This is a genomic window from Streptosporangium sp. NPDC003464, from assembly GCF_053588315.1.
Genome location: NZ_JBSFPS010000006.1, coordinates 1 through 13,844, shown reverse-complemented (window position 1 = coordinate 13,844; position 13,844 = coordinate 1). Strand labels below are relative to the sequence as shown.

Here is a 13,844-nt window from a genome sequence, read left to right as displayed (position 1 = left end):
CAGACGCGCGCGGGTGGAGCCGCCGGGGACAGGAGCAGGCCGTTCACCCTTGATCCTGTGCCGGCCGGTGATTGGCGAGCAGGACGCCGGCGCCGCCGAGGACGAGCCCGGCGACGGCGAGCGGGTGCAGTGACTGGCCGACGAGCAGCCAGGCCAGCACCGCCGTCACCGAGGGCGTCAGGAAGAACATCGTGCTGACCCGGCTGGCGGACGAGCGCAGCAGCATCATGTTGAGCAGGATGAACGCCGCGATGGAGTTGACCAGCACCATCCAGGCCACGGACCCGCCGAACGCCGCCCAGTCCGACACCCGCGGGGTCTCGACGGCCAGGCAGGCCAGCCCGACCGCCGGGGCGCTGGCGAGAAGCTGCACGGCGGTCCCGGTGCGGACGTCCATGCGCGGGACGAAACGCTTCTGGTAGAGGGTGCCGGCGCTCAGGCCGAACAGCCCGACCAGGCACAGCACCACGCCCCAGATCGAAAGGCTCACCCGGTCGGCGACGGCGAGCATCACACCGGCCGCGCCGAGGGCGAAGCCGAGTCCCTGCCGCCCGGTGACCCTCTCGCCGAGGAAGCGCGTGGCCAGCACGATGACGACAGGGTTGAGCCCCTGGACGAGGGAGACGACGGCCGCCGGGAAGCCCATGCCGAGCGCGGTGTAGAAGCTGCCGAACTGGACGGCCTGGATGAGCAGACCGGAGACGGCGATGTGCGCCAGGGCCCGGCCGCGTGGCCAGGGCGCGCGCGTGATCAGGGCGTACCCGGCGAGCAGCACCCCGGCCAGGGCGAAGCGCGCGAACATCAGGAGCAGCGGCGGAGCGGCCGCGACTCCCGGAATGCCGGCGATGAACGCGCTGCTCCAGAGCACGACGAACACGGCAGGGGCGGCCGCCATCAGGCGTGGGCGCCCGCCCGCCGGCGGTTCCGGCACGGACGCGGCCCCGTCCGTGCCGCCGGACGTGCTCCTGTCCGTGTCGCTGGACGCGGTCCTGTCCGTGTCGTCGGGTGCGCTCCCGTCCGTGTCACCGGGCGCGGTCCTGTCCGTGCCGCCGGGTGGTACCCCGGGAGCCGCCGGCGGCGGCCCAGGGCGCGGTCCGGACAGATCCGGCGTTACCGGCGTCATCGAGTCGTCCTTCCGTGCGGAGACTGCTCACTGCGGATGGCCGCCGGCGGATCACGCTCATGCGGCGGCCGAGGCCACACAGACCCGCCCCGCGTGATCTGGGGTCACGCGGACCCGCCCGCGCGTCAGGGCGGGGCGGTACGGGTGGGCCGGTGGGCCGGGAGGTGTCTCAGGAGGCGCGCAGGGCCGAGCGGCGCAGCCCCCACAGCTCCTCGTCCGAGGTGCAGACCCCGGCGGCACCGTGGTGGAGTGCCTCGACCACGTCCGCCTCGTCCTGGACGAACCCGGCCGCCAGATACGGCACGCCGAGCGCTCTGGCCTGCTGCTCCATGTAGCGCAACACGACGGCGGGCATGAGCTGGACCAGGTCCGGGCGGGAGCGGGCGATGGACTGGAGGCTGCGGTGCAGGTTGGAGCGGTCGGTGACGAACACCTTCTGCATGGCCAGCAGGCCCAGACTGCTCGCCCGCTCGATGATCGCCGCGCGGGTGGAACAGATCCCGATCGCCCCGATCCCCTTGAGGTAGGTCAGGGCTCCGGGGTCGTGGCCCAGACCGGGGGTCGAGTCCATGTTGACGAACACGATCTTGCCCGCGGCGACGGTCCGCCGGACCGTCTCCGTCAGGTCGCCGAGCGGGACCGAGGCGAGGATGCCGAGCGGGGTCGAGGTGGTGGTGAACCGGTCCGCCATCTCCACACCGACCAGCGACGCCATGACGGGATGTTCCGCCAGCGCGGCCAGCAGGCGCCGGTCAACGGGACGTTTTGGACGATGGTTCACCAATCCACCTTATGTGCTAGCCCTGGTCGGACGTACCGGCCTTGAAACGGTCGGGCAGCCCCAGCTTCCCGGGGTTCATGATCCCCGTCGGGTCGAGGGCCTGCTTGATAGCCACCCAGGTGCCGAAGCCGCTGCCCAGCGAGCGCTCCACGTACGGCGAGCGCAGCAGTCCGACACCGTGATGGTGGCTGATCGCGGCGCCGTGCCGGATGAGCACCTCGTTGGCGGCGTCCCAGGCGGCCCGGTACCACTCGCGGCGGCGGGGCCGCTCCACGTCACCGCGGAGCGAGAAGTACAGGCAGGCCCCGTCGGTGTAGGCGTGCGACTGGTGCGCGGAGGCGCGCAGCGTCCCCGGGACCGCCTCGATGGCCGCGACCACCTCGTCGTAGATCGCCGGCAGCGACGACCACGGCCCGGCGATCTCACAGGTGTCGGCGACGAAGCCGGGACCCTTGGCGAAACCGTCACCGGACTTGCCGACGAGCATCCGCTCGTCCAGCCAGCGGGCGAGGAGCGCGTCGCCGTCGAGCGTCACCGACGCCCGCTCGCCGCAGACCTCCTCGGCCACCGCCATGGCCGCGTCCACCAGCGCCGGGTCCCCCTCGTCGGCGATGAGCAGCAGGTTGGTGCCCGGCTCGCCGAAATGGGTGCCGCTCTCGTGCGCGTCGTACAGGCGCAGCACCGCGGGGGTCGCGCCCCGCTGGAGGATCTCCCGGCAGGCGTCCAGACCCGCGGCGAACGTGTCGAACCCGTACGCCAGGCCCGTCGCGTAGGAGGGCAGCCGGTGGGTCCGCAACCGCAGCCGGGTGATCACGCCCAGGGTGCCCTCGGAGCCGATGAAGAGCTGGCGGAGGTCCGGGCCGACGGCGGCCCGGGGATAGGTGCCGTAGCTGGCGGTGCTCCCGTCCGGGAGGACCACGTCCAGGCCGACGACCATGTCCTCTATCTTCCCGTACCGGGTGGACAGCTGGCCGGCGCCGCGGCAGGCGGCCCAGCCGCCGACCGTGGAGATGGCGAAGGCGGACGGCCAGTGCCCGGTGGTGGCGCCGTGCACCTCCTGCAGCTCCTTCTCGAACAGGTCGCCGAACATGCCCGCCTGCACCTCGACGATCATCGACTCGGCGTCGAAGGAGATGATCTGGTTGAGCCGGCAGACGTCCAGCACGACCCCGCCGAACACCGGCAGGGCGGCCCCGAGGACGTTGCTGCGGCCGGCCGAGACCGTCAGGGGGATGCCGTGCGCGCGGCAGACGCGGACCACGGCGGCCACCTGCTCCTCGTCGGACGCCTCGACGATCACGGCGTCCGGGGTGGCGGGGTTGCCGTCCGTCTCCCCGATGGACGTGCCCGCCCACCAGTCGCGGGTGCGCAGGATCACCTCGTCCCGGTCGGTGTGCACGGCGGCGGCGACCGCGCGCAGCTCGGCGACGACCGTGTCGGGGACCTCCACCACGGCAGTCTGCAGACTGGCCTCTCCCGCGCCGGGCGGGCAGTCGGCGGCCCAGCGCGGCGGGGTGGGGGCGCCGACGACGTAGTCGCCCCGGTTGAACGGATGGGTGATGGTCTGCCTGCTGATCATGAAAGTCCCTCCATCAGTACGGTCTTCTCCCGGTCGATGCCGGAGATGTAGTCGTCGACCTGCCGGGCGACCTCGTCGTCGGACAGCCCGAGCTCCCGCTGGAGCAGCCGGCCGACCTCCGGGGCCGCCTTGACCGACAGGTCCCGGGCGAACACCCGCATCCGGGTGCGGCGGGACAGCACGTCGTCGACGGTCCGCGCCAGCTCGCACCGGGCCGCGTAGACCACCTCGGCCCGCAGGTGGGCGGTGCCCTCGATGATCGGCTCGACGAGGGACGGATCCTCGTTGAAGAGGTCGGCGACGAAGCGGGCCTCGGTGCCGTACCGCTCCCCCAGGTGGGCGCCGAGCCCCCCGGTGGCCGAGGTGGCCTCCGTGTCGTAGCCGGCGCCGCCCAGCAGGGGGAGGCGCGCCGTACGGCAGCGGGCCTGGCGGCCGAGCACCTTCAGGGCCTCGTCGACCACGAGCTCACCCATGTGGCGGCTGGTGGTGAGCTTGCCGCCGGTGACGGTGACGAGCCCGTGCGCGTCCGTCGAGATGCGGTGGTCGCGGCTCATGTCGAGGGTGGCCCCCTCCTTGCCGCCGACCAGGGGACGGAGCCCGGCGATCGAGCCGACCACGTCGTCCGGGGTGAGGTCGGCGTCGAAGGCGGTGTTGGCCCCGTCGAGGAGATACTGCATCTCCTCCCGGGTGCACAGCACCTCCTCCAGGGAGCCCTCGTAGTCGGTGTCGGTCGTCCCGACCACGACCACGTCCCCCCAGCGGGTGCAGGTCGCACGGCGGGCCCGGCCGGGGATGGGCACGGTCACGGTGCCGTCGATGGGCAGCCGGGTCCACGGCACCACGATGTGCACCCCCTTGGCGGGGCGGATCCGAGGCCGGTGGCCGGGGTCCGACAGGGCGTCGAGCGTGTCCGACCAGACTCCGGTGGCATTGATCACGACGCTCGCCCGCACCTCGATGTCACGGCCGTCGACCTCGACGGTCGCGCCGCGCACCCTGCCGCCCTCGCGGACGAGGCCGCGGCAGGCGGCGCCGTTGAGCACGGTCGCCCCGAAGTGCGCGGCGGTCCGCGCGATGGTCAGGGTCAGGCGCGCGTCGTCGGTGCGGCTGTCGTAGTAGAGCAGCCCGCCCTTGAGCCGGTCGGCGCGCAGCCGTGGGGCGCGGGCGAGGACCTCGGGCACGCTGAGCCGCTGGTGGAGCCTGCCGATGCGCCATCCCCCGGCGAGGTCGTAGGTCCACAGCAGGCCCTCGAAGGCCTTGGCGATGCGCGCGTCGAAGACGCCGTCCTGGGCGAGGACGGGGAAGACGAACGGCAGCCGCTGCACCAGGTGCGGCGCGTTGTGGCGGAACCGCTGCCGCTCCAGCAGCGAACGCCGGACCAGCGGCAGGTTGCCCTGCTCGATGTACCGCAGGCCGCCGTGCACCATCTTCGACGACTTGGAGGAGGTGCCCGACGCGAAGTCGTCCCGCTCCACGAGCGCCACGGTCAGGCCGCGGGTGACGGCGTCCAGCGCGGTGTAGCAGCCGGTGACGCCGCCGCCGACGACGAGGACGTCCACGTGCTGGGAGGCGAGCCGTTCGATCTGCTCCTGGCGGTCGAGTTCCAGCGCGGTGCGCCGGATGGCGCTCTTCGTCTCTGATCTCGCCTTACGTTCGGGAAGCCGGATCACGACGTTGATTCCTCCTGTGAATCGGGTTCGGCGCCGCGGGCCCCGGGCCTCTGCGGCCGGGCGCCGTGGTCGGCGGGGGTGATGTGGCGGGCCAGCAGGTCGCGCCATTCGGCGCGGGCCTCCTGGCGCCCGGCGTCTGACAGGGTGGGTTCGAAGACGGGGGCGGTCCGGAGCCCGGCGACGGCCGCCGAGAGGCTCGGCCACAGCCCGGTCCGCACGCCGCCGAGGTAGGCGGTGCCGCGGAGGCTGGCGGTCCCGTTGTCGCGGGCGCGCCGTACGGGCCGGCCGATCAGATCCGCCTGGCTGGACATCAACACGTCGCTGGTGGCGAGCCCGCCGCCGCAGAACAGGTCGGTGACCGGCCGGCCCATGGCCCCCTCCACGCCTTCCAGCAGGTCGCACACCGAGTGCGCGAAGCCGTCGAGGATGCCGCGCGCCAGCTCCGCCCGGGTCGTGGACAGGCTGAGCCCGGTGAGGATCCCGGTGGCCTCCGGCGACCAGACCGGGGTCCGCAGCCCCGCCAGCGCGGGCAGGAACCGGACCCGGGTCGGCCCCGTGTGCTCGCGGGCGAGCTCGGCCAGCTGGGCCGGTGACTCGAACAGCCCGATCTCCTCGCACAGCCAGCGCATCGCGGAGCCGGTCGTCGGGGCGTACCCCTCCAGGCTGAACACGGACGCGCCCGCGGACCGCCAGCCGACCAGGGTGAGCACCCCCGGCACCTGGCGGAGGTGGGCGGGCGGCCGGTCGCCCGCGACGGCGTCGAGGAACGTGCCGGTCCCGTGGACGCACATGGCCTGACCGGGCCGGTGGGCGCCGAGCGCGATCATCGCCGCGTGCTGGTCGCCCATGACGGACAGGATGGGCAGCCGCACGCCGAGGACCGACGGGTCGGTGACGCCGAAGTCGCCGTCCTCGTCCACGATCCGCGGCAGCAGGTCGCGCGGGCAGCCGAGGAAGTCCACCCACGGCCCGTGCCAGTCCCCCGTCCGCAGGTCGTAGGCGCCCGTCGCCACGGCGTTCGTGGCGGACATGACATGGCGCGCCCCGCCGGTGAGCTTCCAGACCAGCCAGGTGTCGATCGAGCCGAAGGCGAGCCGGCCCTCGTCGTGGGCCCGGCCGGCGGCCTCGTTCCGGGTGAGCTCCTCCGCCGCCCACAGCAGCGGCGCCCGGGAGCCGACCGGCCGGCCGGTGTGCTGGACGAGGTGCGCGTCCCACTCCGGCTCCCACTCCCGCAGCCGGGCGGCGTAGCGGCGGTCCTGCCACACCACGGCCTGGCTCAGCGGCACGCCGGTCACCGTGTCCCACAACAGCACCGTGGCGCGCTGGGTGGAGATCGACACTCCGGTGATCTCCACCCCGTGCGCGGAGGCCCAGTCCAGCGCCTCACGGCAGACCTGGACGGTGTTCACCCAGATCTCCGTCCCGTCCTGTTCGACGCGCAGATGGTCAGGCGAGCAGACCGAGATGGGCAGGTAGGCGGGTGGTGCCGTGCCGCCGTCGTCGAGGACGACGGCGGCACGGGTGCCCGTGGTGCCCTCATCGATGCTGAGCACGCCGCGGCGGCGTTCTCCGGTCATCCGAGAAGGTCCTTTCATCGTGTCCGAGCCGGACACCGTTCAGGCCGACACCGGCTTGCGCTGCTGGAGGTGGATCGTCTCTTCTTCCAGGTTCACCGCCACGCGGGTGGGATCCCACTTGATCGCCACGCAGGTGAGCAGGCCGACCAGCGGCACCACCGACAGGAGCATCAGGCTGGTGCCCACCCCGAGGCCCGCCTGGAGCTGCGGGAACAGGTACAGGCCCGCGACCGATCCGAGGCTGCCGAGCATGCCGGTCACGCCGGTGCCCAGCGTGCGGATGTCGCTGCGGTACGACAGCGCCGCGATCGACTTGCCGTTGGGACCGGGGCCGGCGGAGTGGAAGAAGATGAACAGCACCGGCAGCATGGCGGCCAGCGCGATCGGAAGTTCCTTGAACGTCGCGCCCATGACCAGCAGGGCGACGAACACCATGGCGTACCCGAGCATGGAGCTGATCCGCAGACCCAGCCGGCGGCCGGCGTAGGCCGACAGGCAGCCGCCGATGATGCCGACGGCGTTGAACGCCATGGAACCCAGGGTCGCCTTCTCGAACTCCTTGCCGAACAGCTCAAGGCTGATCACCGGCAGATACCAGCCCACGGCGAAGTACTGCATGGCCTGGGTGAGGGAGATGACGGTCGACAGCATGGTCCGCGGCAGGTAGGGCTTGCGGAAGAGCACGCCCGCGTCCCGCAACCCGACCTGGTGCGCCGGCTTCCCGGACTGCCCGTCCTCCTGGGGCCCTTCCTGCGCGGCGAACCCGTACATCCGGCGGAGGTTCGCCACGGCCTCCCGGAGACGCCCCTTGGACGCCAGCCAGGTGGGGCTCTCCACCAGGAAGGTCAGCTGCAGCACGAACAGGGCGAGCGCGAAGACGGCCGCGGAGCCGACGGACCAGCGCCAGATGTCGGCGCCGACGTCGAACTTGTAGAACACCAGGGTGAGCAGGAGGTTCATGGTCGTCGCGGTGTACCAGACGCCCTGCCAGAAGTTGAGCCTGCCCTTGAGGGAGGCGGGCGTGTATTCGGCGAGCAGTGCCATGGCGACGGCGAAGTCCATGCCGTAGGCGACGCCCACCAGGGCCCGCCCGGCGAAGACCGTCTGGAAGTCCGAGCCGGCCGCGGTCAGCAGAGCGCCGAGCGCGAAGACGACCTTCGTGATCAGCAGCGGTCTGATCCGGCCGATCCGCGCGGCGAGCCAGCCGCCGAAGGGGTTGGAGACGATCGCGATCGCCGGGGCCATCGCGGTGAGCAGGCCGACCTGCGCGGGTGACAGGTTCAGCTGCTTGACCATGGGGGACAGGCCGGCCCCCAGCGCCGCGTTGGAGTAGGCGTCCAGGAACAGACCTGCCAGGGCGAGGAACCAGATCCAGTTCGCCCTGCCGCCCAAGGTCTTGAGAGTGTCGATGAGATCGGCCGCGTCTCCCGCGTTGCGGATGACTGCTGTTCTTGTGGTCGCGGGGCCGTCGTCCATGCCCAGCCGCCTTTCAGGGGGGTTGAATCCCTTGCCAGCGGTCCAGGAACGACAAAAAGCACAGACGAAGACCACTGACAGGGATGTCTTCGTCTGTGCCTGTCGGTTAACAGGACGTTATTTATGCATGTCCGTTATGTCAAGGGTCATGACCCAAATGTGACAATCAAGGACATTAACCCTAAAGTCGCACACCATGTCTTATGTCGTGCAAGCCGTCTGGACCGCCCGTGACGGAGAGGAGAACGCCGTCGCCGACATCATCCGGACCATCACCCCGCTGTCCCGCCGGGAGCCGGGCAATCTCGTCTACCAGGCCCACGTCTCCGTCGACGACCCCCGGCGGTTCATGATCTACGAACAGTACGTCGACGCCGCGGCCTTCGAGGCGCACCGCGCCTCCGAGCACTTCCAGAAGCACGTCGTCGGCGACTGCCTGGCCCGCCTCGCCTCCCGGGAGGTCGTCGCCTACGAGCCTCTCGACCCCTGACCCGATCCCGCCGCCAGCCGCCCGCCGGTCGGGGGTCCCCTGGGGGTTCTCTCAGGGGATCCCCCGATGCGCGGCCACCCGGCCGGGAGGGAGGATCTTCGTCGTGAGGATGAAGAACGTGATCGCCGCCGGAGCGCTGCTGGCCTCCTGCGCGTTGTTGACCGGATGCGGTCTGCAGGACCTCGGGAAGGCCTCCGCGCGGGACGAGATCTCCTACGACGTCGAGGACCGGGTGGCCAAGCTGGACGTCCGGGGCCGGACGGGGGACATCACGGTCGTCGAGAAGGACAGGACCGGGATCCGGGTCGTCGAGACTCTCTACTGGCGTGGGGACAAGCCGAAGACGGAGCACCGGGTGGAGGGAGAGGCGCTGGTCGTGTCCTACCAGTGCGAGTCGGACTGGGGCTCGTGCGGCGTCGACTACCGGGTGGAGGTACCCAAGGGCCTGCATGTGAAGGTGGACAACCGGGCGGGCGACATCACACTCCATACCCTGTCCGGGGTGGTCGAGGCGGCGACCAGTTCCGGCAACATCGTCGCCAGCGGACTGGGCGGCAAGAAGTTCATCGGCGAGACGGTCTCGGGTGACATCGAGCTGAGGTACACGGCCAAGCCCGACGACGTCGAGATGGAGACCGCCAGTGGCAACGGCATCGTCTACGTCCCCGACGGGGCCTACAACGTGACCACGGACGCGGTCACGGGCGACGTGGCGGTGAAGGTCACCGACAACTCGGCCTCGAAGCACCGGATCTCGATCACCACCGTTGCGGGCGACGCGAAGGTCCTGCCCGCCTAGGGTCCCGTCCCCGCGCCGACCGTGCCGGGGCCCGGTGACGGGCTACGGTGATCGGGCGTCCGGCGTCCGGTGGCCGGTGGCAGGGGTCCGGGGTCCGGCGCCCGGTGGCCGGGGTCTGCGACACGCGCCGGACCACGGGCAACGGGCTACGGTGATCCGCGTGACCGAACCCTCCTACCTGACCGACACTCGGGCGTCCTACGACACCGTCGCCGTCGACTACGCGGAACGCTACGGAGACGCGCTCGCGTCGATGCCGTTGACCCGCGCGATGCTGGCCGCGTTCGCCGAACTCGTGCAAGCCGCCGGAGACGGGCCGGTCGCCGATGTCGGGTGCGGGCCCGGACACGTGGCGGCGCATCTGAACACGCTGGGAGTGCCGGTGTTCGGCGTCGACCTGTCGCCCAAGATGGTCGAGGTGGCCCGGCGGAGGCACCCCGGCCTGCGCTTCCACGAGGGTTCGATGACCGCGCTGGATCTCAAGGACGGCGGACTGGGCGGCATCGTCGCCTGGTACTCCACCCATCACGTCCCGACGGAGCAGTTGCCGGTGGTGTTCGCCGAGTTCCAGCGGACGCTGGCACCGGGCGGCCACCTGTTGCTGGGGACCCATGTCGGCGACGAGCGCCTGCATCTCCAGCAGGCGTACGGCCACCCAGTGTCCTTGGGCTCCTACCTGCTGCCGCCCGACCGCCTCACCGAGCTGCTCGCCGAGGCCGGGCTCGTCGTCATCGCGCGGCTGCTGGAGGAGCCCGGCGAGGGCCGGAAGAGGCCGTACGTCTGCCTCCTGGCCCGCAAGCCCGGACCGGCGTAACCGGCAGGCGAGCCCGCCGGTAGGAGAGCCCACCGGCAAGTGAACCCGCCGGTAGGAGAGCCCGTCGGCAGGCGAGCCCGTCCACGGCGGGGGCCGCGCACGCTGCCCCGGCCCGTGCGCGGCCGGGGCAGCGTGCCGACAGGGTCCGTACCGGCAGGCCCGGACGGGCACACCGGTCAGCGACCTTGCAGGCTCCTGACGTTGTCGCCGAAGGTCCAGCCCTTCGACCCGTCCCAGTTGATGGACCAGGTCATCAGGCCCTTGAGGTTGCCGTTGAAGCCGTTCCAGCTCTGGCTCACCAGGGAGGGCGACATGTAGCCGCCTCCCGCTCCGGGCTGGGCGGGCAGGCCGGGGACCTGCTTGTCATAGGGGACCCTGATCGTGGTGCCCTGGATGACCAGCCCCTTGTCCAGACAGGTGGTCTGGGCGGTGAATCCCTGAACCGTTCCCGCGGAGTAGGAGTCACCGGAGCAGCCGTACATGCTCCCGTTGTAGTACTGCATGTTCAACCACCAGAGGCGGCCGTTGTCGGCGTACTTCTTGATGATCGGCAGATACGCGCCCCAGATCGAGCCGTAGGTGACGCTGCCTCCCGTGACGTACGCCGTCTCGGGGGCCATGGTCAGGCCGAAGTTGGCGGGCATCTGGGCGAGCACGCCGTCGATGATGCGGATGAGGTTGGCCTGGGACGCGGACAGCTGGTTGATGTTGCCGCTGCCGCTGAGACCGGTCTCGATGTCGATGTCGATGCCGTCGAAGTTGTACTTCTTGAGGATCGGCACGATGGTCGCGACGAAGCGGTCGGCGACGGTGCTGGAGCTGAGATCGATGCCGGCGGTCGCTCCGCCGATGGACATCAGGATCGTCAGACCGGCGGCCTTGGCCTGGCACATCTCGGCCGGGGTGGCGACCTTGACGGTGGAGTCCATGCCGTCTTCCCACAGGGCGGTGCCGTCGGAGCGGATCACCGGGAACGCCGCGTTGATCACGTTGTAGCCGTGGGCCTGGATGCGGGAGTCGGTGATCGGGATCCAGCCGAGCGGCGGGTGCACACCGTTCGACGCGCCGTCCCAGTTCTCCCAGTACCCATGGAGGACCTTGCCCGCCGGCCTCGACTTCACCGGGCACGTCGTCCCTGGCGTGGGCGTGGGCGTGGGCGTGGGCGTGGGCGTTGGGGTCGGGGTTGGCGTCGGTGTCGGGGTGGGGGTCGGTGTCGGCGTCGGTGTCGGGGTGGGCGTGGGGGACGGCGAGGATCCGGGGCCGTCGAAGCTCACGTCATCGGCGTAGTAGGTGCCCTGGCCGTACCAGCCGTGCAGGTAGATCACGGCGGTGGTCTGGTTGGCCGCGGTGGTGAAGGGGACGGTGAGCTGCGTGTACGCCGTCGCCGATGAGGTCCAGGTGGATCCGCCGCCGTTCACGCCCAGGTATACGTAGTTGCCGCGGACCCAGGCGGTCAGGGTGTAGGCGGTGCTCGGCCGGACGGCCACGGACTGGCTGCACTGGGCGGTGTCGGAGGCGCTCGCCGCGCCGGCGAGCGCCTTCGTGCCGGAGCGGGCGGGGGAATCGACCACCGATCCCAGCCCGCCGGCGCAGGTCCAGGGCGAGAGGGCTCCGGTCTCGAAGTCGGGATTCACAAGCAGGTTGGCCGCGCTGGCCGGCGTCTGGGCGATGAGGGCGCCCACGGCCGCCAGCAGTAGCGACACTGCCAGCGTCAGCAGACGCGATGTTCGGTTTCGCATGCGGGTCTCCCGGACCAGGAGCGATCGGAGCCTCCGCGCCGATCGAGGGGGGTGAGGGTACGGGTGATGGCGCACTGGCGAGGCCGGTGGATTCGCCCGCCAGCGAGCTACTGGATGAGTGCACGGATCCGCGTGGTTACATGGTCGGGACCAACGGCATCACTGTCAAGTTTCTTAACAAATAACTCTCTCACCAGCGACAACCCTCTCGGCACCTCGCGGACCCCTTGCGGGAGGGGTACGGCGTGGCCGTTCGGCCCGGAGTGGCCGTCGACCGCCCCCGGCCCCGTACGGGAGACCGGCCGCAGGAGGGCGGCCGCCAGGCAGGCAGTGATCATCGCGCTCGGCGCGTGCGCATAACCGATAGACGTGATGACCTGTGGCGTCCTATCTTCACAGGGCTCAAGATTCCCACGTCCTGATCGGGGTGCATCTCATGAGGTTCCAGGCACCGGCGGCCCGCTGCGACCGGCCGTCATCCGCGAACGCCATGACCTCAACGGACGTAAGGAATCCCGTCAGTGGACCTTTCTCGTAGTTTCACCATCCGCGAGAGCAGTCACCGCATCCACAACCCGTTCACCAGCGAGAAGCTGGCCACTCTGGGGCGGGCGCTGCGCCTGGAGCCCGGAACGCGCGTGCTCGACCTCGCGAGCGGATCGGGCGAGATGCTGTGCACCTGGGCCCAGGCCCATCAGATCACCGGGACCGGGGTGGACATCAGCACGGTGTTCACCGGGAACGCGCGTGCCCGCGCGGTCGAGCTGGGCGTCGCCGGCCGGGTGAGCTTCATCCACGGCGACGCCTCAGGCTACGTCGCGCAAGAACCCGTCGAGCTCGCGGCGTGCATCGGCGCGACCTGGATCGGCGGTGGTCCGGCCGGCACGGTCGAACTGCTGAACCGCAGCCTCCGGCCGGGCGGCACGATGTTGATCGGTGAGCCGTACTGGCGTCAGGACCCTCCTGACCAGCATGCCGTCGAGGCCTGCCGCGTCCGCGACAGAGACGACCTCCGGCTGCTCCCGGAGCTCATCGAGCAGTTCGGAGAACTGGGTTACGACGTCGTCGAAATGGTGCTCGCCGATCAGGACAGCTGGGACCGCTACAGGGCGGCGCAGTGGCTCAACATCCGCCGCTGGCTCGACCGCAACCCCGACGACGGACTGGCCGCCGACCTGCGGGCCGAACTCTCGGAAGCTCCCGCCCACTACGCGCGTTACGAACGCGAATACGTGGGCTGGGGGGTCTTCGCCCTGATCCACCGCTGACAACCGCTCCCGGCACTGGGCCCGGCGACATTCGGACTGGCCGGGGCCTGCTATGGCGACTCCGGGCATAGATGGAAAAATCTTACCAAAATCAGAAAGAGTGAGCCGCGCGGGCCATCCGTAAAACGCGGACGGCGCTGATATTTTCGGCTCATATGGTGCCGAAGGTTACGGTGACTCGGGAGGGAAGCCTTCGGTCACATATGAGGCATGAAATTCGCGAGTAAATGGAATCGCTGTCATGCTGTAGCCGAAAAAATCGCATGTCAAAGGGATTCATCATGGACTGGGTGAAGACCGCGCTCTCTGTGGGTACGACGATCGGCAAGATCGCGGGAATGCTTCAGGGCAACGACGGTGGACTCATTCATTTCGGTCCGACGGGTTCCGGTGTGAACCCCGCGATCGGCCAGACGGGCTTCTTCTTGGATAAAAACGGACAATGCTGGGTGGGGAACCAAGGGACCGAGGGCAAGGAGTGGCTGCGCGTCAAGGGCGGCGCGGTGGTGGCCGGCAACCCCGCCCAGC

12 protein-coding genes are annotated in these 13,844 nt (G+C 70.5%); 5 read left to right on the top strand and 7 right to left on the bottom strand.

Annotated elements, in window-relative coordinates; genetic code table 11:
• Nucleotides 1–43: 43 nt before the first annotated feature.
• From ACWDS7_RS02475 to ACWDS7_RS02450, 6 genes are all read right to left on the bottom strand, one after another.
• A complete protein-coding gene (locus ACWDS7_RS02475) occupies nucleotides 44–895 on the bottom strand; it encodes a DMT family transporter (RefSeq protein ID WP_451927768.1) in 852 nt (283 codons plus the stop codon).
• A 397-nt stretch (nucleotides 896–1,292) separates the two neighbouring features.
• Nucleotides 1,293–1,904, bottom strand: coding sequence for a glycerol-3-phosphate responsive antiterminator (locus ACWDS7_RS02470; protein WP_451927767.1), 612 nt, complete (start codon nucleotides 1,902–1,904; stop codon nucleotides 1,293–1,295).
• Between the two features lie 16 nt (nucleotides 1,905–1,920).
• Nucleotides 1,921–3,483: an FAD-binding oxidoreductase gene (locus tag ACWDS7_RS02465; protein WP_451927766.1), complete on the bottom strand. Its 1,563-nt coding sequence runs from the start codon at nucleotides 3,481–3,483 to the stop codon at nucleotides 1,921–1,923.
• Nucleotides 3,480–5,153, bottom strand: coding sequence for a glycerol-3-phosphate dehydrogenase/oxidase (locus ACWDS7_RS02460; protein ID WP_451927765.1), 1,674 nt, complete (start codon nucleotides 5,151–5,153; stop codon nucleotides 3,480–3,482). Before ACWDS7_RS02460 ends, ACWDS7_RS02465 begins: the two co-directional genes overlap by 4 nt.
• The gene (locus ACWDS7_RS02455) at nucleotides 5,150–6,730 is read right to left on the bottom strand and encodes an FGGY family carbohydrate kinase (protein WP_451927764.1); all 1,581 of its coding nucleotides are present in this window, start codon (nucleotides 6,728–6,730) and stop codon (nucleotides 5,150–5,152) included. Before ACWDS7_RS02455 ends, ACWDS7_RS02460 begins: the two co-directional genes overlap by 4 nt.
• Before the next feature lie 39 nt (nucleotides 6,731–6,769).
• Entirely contained in the window at nucleotides 6,770–8,206 is a 1,437-nt protein-coding gene (locus ACWDS7_RS02450; RefSeq protein WP_451927763.1) for an MFS transporter, read from the bottom strand.
• A gap of 196 nt (nucleotides 8,207–8,402) precedes the next feature.
• On the opposite strand from ACWDS7_RS02450, the gene ACWDS7_RS02445 reads away from it, so the two are divergent.
• The 3 genes from ACWDS7_RS02445 (at nucleotide 8,403) to ACWDS7_RS02435 (ending at nucleotide 10,309) form a co-directional block, all read left to right on the top strand.
• The gene (locus ACWDS7_RS02445) at nucleotides 8,403–8,696 is read left to right on the top strand and encodes a putative quinol monooxygenase (RefSeq protein ID WP_306862414.1); all 294 of its coding nucleotides are present in this window, start codon (nucleotides 8,403–8,405) and stop codon (nucleotides 8,694–8,696) included.
• Nucleotides 8,697–8,805: 109 nt separating this feature from the next.
• Nucleotides 8,806–9,495: a DUF4097 family beta strand repeat-containing protein gene (locus ACWDS7_RS02440; protein ID WP_451927821.1), complete on the top strand. Its 690-nt coding sequence runs from the start codon at nucleotides 8,806–8,808 to the stop codon at nucleotides 9,493–9,495.
• Between the two features lie 160 nt (nucleotides 9,496–9,655).
• Nucleotides 9,656–10,309, top strand: a complete 654-nt coding sequence (locus ACWDS7_RS02435; protein ID WP_451927762.1) for a class I SAM-dependent DNA methyltransferase — start codon at nucleotides 9,656–9,658, stop codon at nucleotides 10,307–10,309.
• A 176-nt stretch (nucleotides 10,310–10,485) separates the two neighbouring features.
• Here ACWDS7_RS02435 and ACWDS7_RS02430 read toward each other — a convergent pair whose 3' ends face one another.
• Entirely contained in the window at nucleotides 10,486–12,048 is a 1,563-nt protein-coding gene (locus ACWDS7_RS02430) for a glycosyl hydrolase family 18 protein (RefSeq protein WP_451927761.1), read from the bottom strand.
• A 521-nt stretch (nucleotides 12,049–12,569) separates the two neighbouring features.
• On the opposite strand from ACWDS7_RS02430, the gene ACWDS7_RS02425 reads away from it, so the two are divergent.
• Together ACWDS7_RS02425 and ACWDS7_RS02420 are read left to right on the top strand one after the other, a co-directional pair.
• Nucleotides 12,570–13,316, top strand: a complete 747-nt coding sequence (locus ACWDS7_RS02425; protein WP_451927760.1) for an SAM-dependent methyltransferase — start codon at nucleotides 12,570–12,572, stop codon at nucleotides 13,314–13,316.
• A gap of 281 nt (nucleotides 13,317–13,597) precedes the next feature.
• A partial coding sequence (locus ACWDS7_RS02420; protein WP_451927759.1) for a hypothetical protein occupies nucleotides 13,598–13,844 on the top strand: 247 nt, incomplete at its 3' end.

Bases quoted from the DNA above. Each gene is read 5' to 3' on its own strand.
- ACWDS7_RS02475 (WP_451927768.1), bottom strand. From the start codon at position 895: ATGGCGGCCGCCCCTGCCGTGTTCGTCGTGCTCTGGAGCAGCGCGTTC.
- ACWDS7_RS02465 (WP_451927766.1), bottom strand. From the start codon at position 3,483: ATGATCAGCAGGCAGACCATCACCCATCCGTTCAACCGGGGCGACTAC.
- ACWDS7_RS02455 (WP_451927764.1), bottom strand. From the start codon at position 6,730: ATGACCGGAGAACGCCGCCGCGGCGTGCTCAGCATCGATGAGGGCACC.
- ACWDS7_RS02450 (WP_451927763.1), bottom strand. From the start codon at position 8,206: ATGGACGACGGCCCCGCGACCACAAGAACAGCAGTCATCCGCAACGCG.
- ACWDS7_RS02445 (WP_306862414.1), top strand. From the start codon at position 8,403: ATGTCTTATGTCGTGCAAGCCGTCTGGACCGCCCGTGACGGAGAGGAG.
- ACWDS7_RS02440 (WP_451927821.1), top strand. From the start codon at position 8,806: ATGAAGAACGTGATCGCCGCCGGAGCGCTGCTGGCCTCCTGCGCGTTG.
- ACWDS7_RS02430 (WP_451927761.1), bottom strand. From the start codon at position 12,048: ATGCGAAACCGAACATCGCGTCTGCTGACGCTGGCAGTGTCGCTACTG.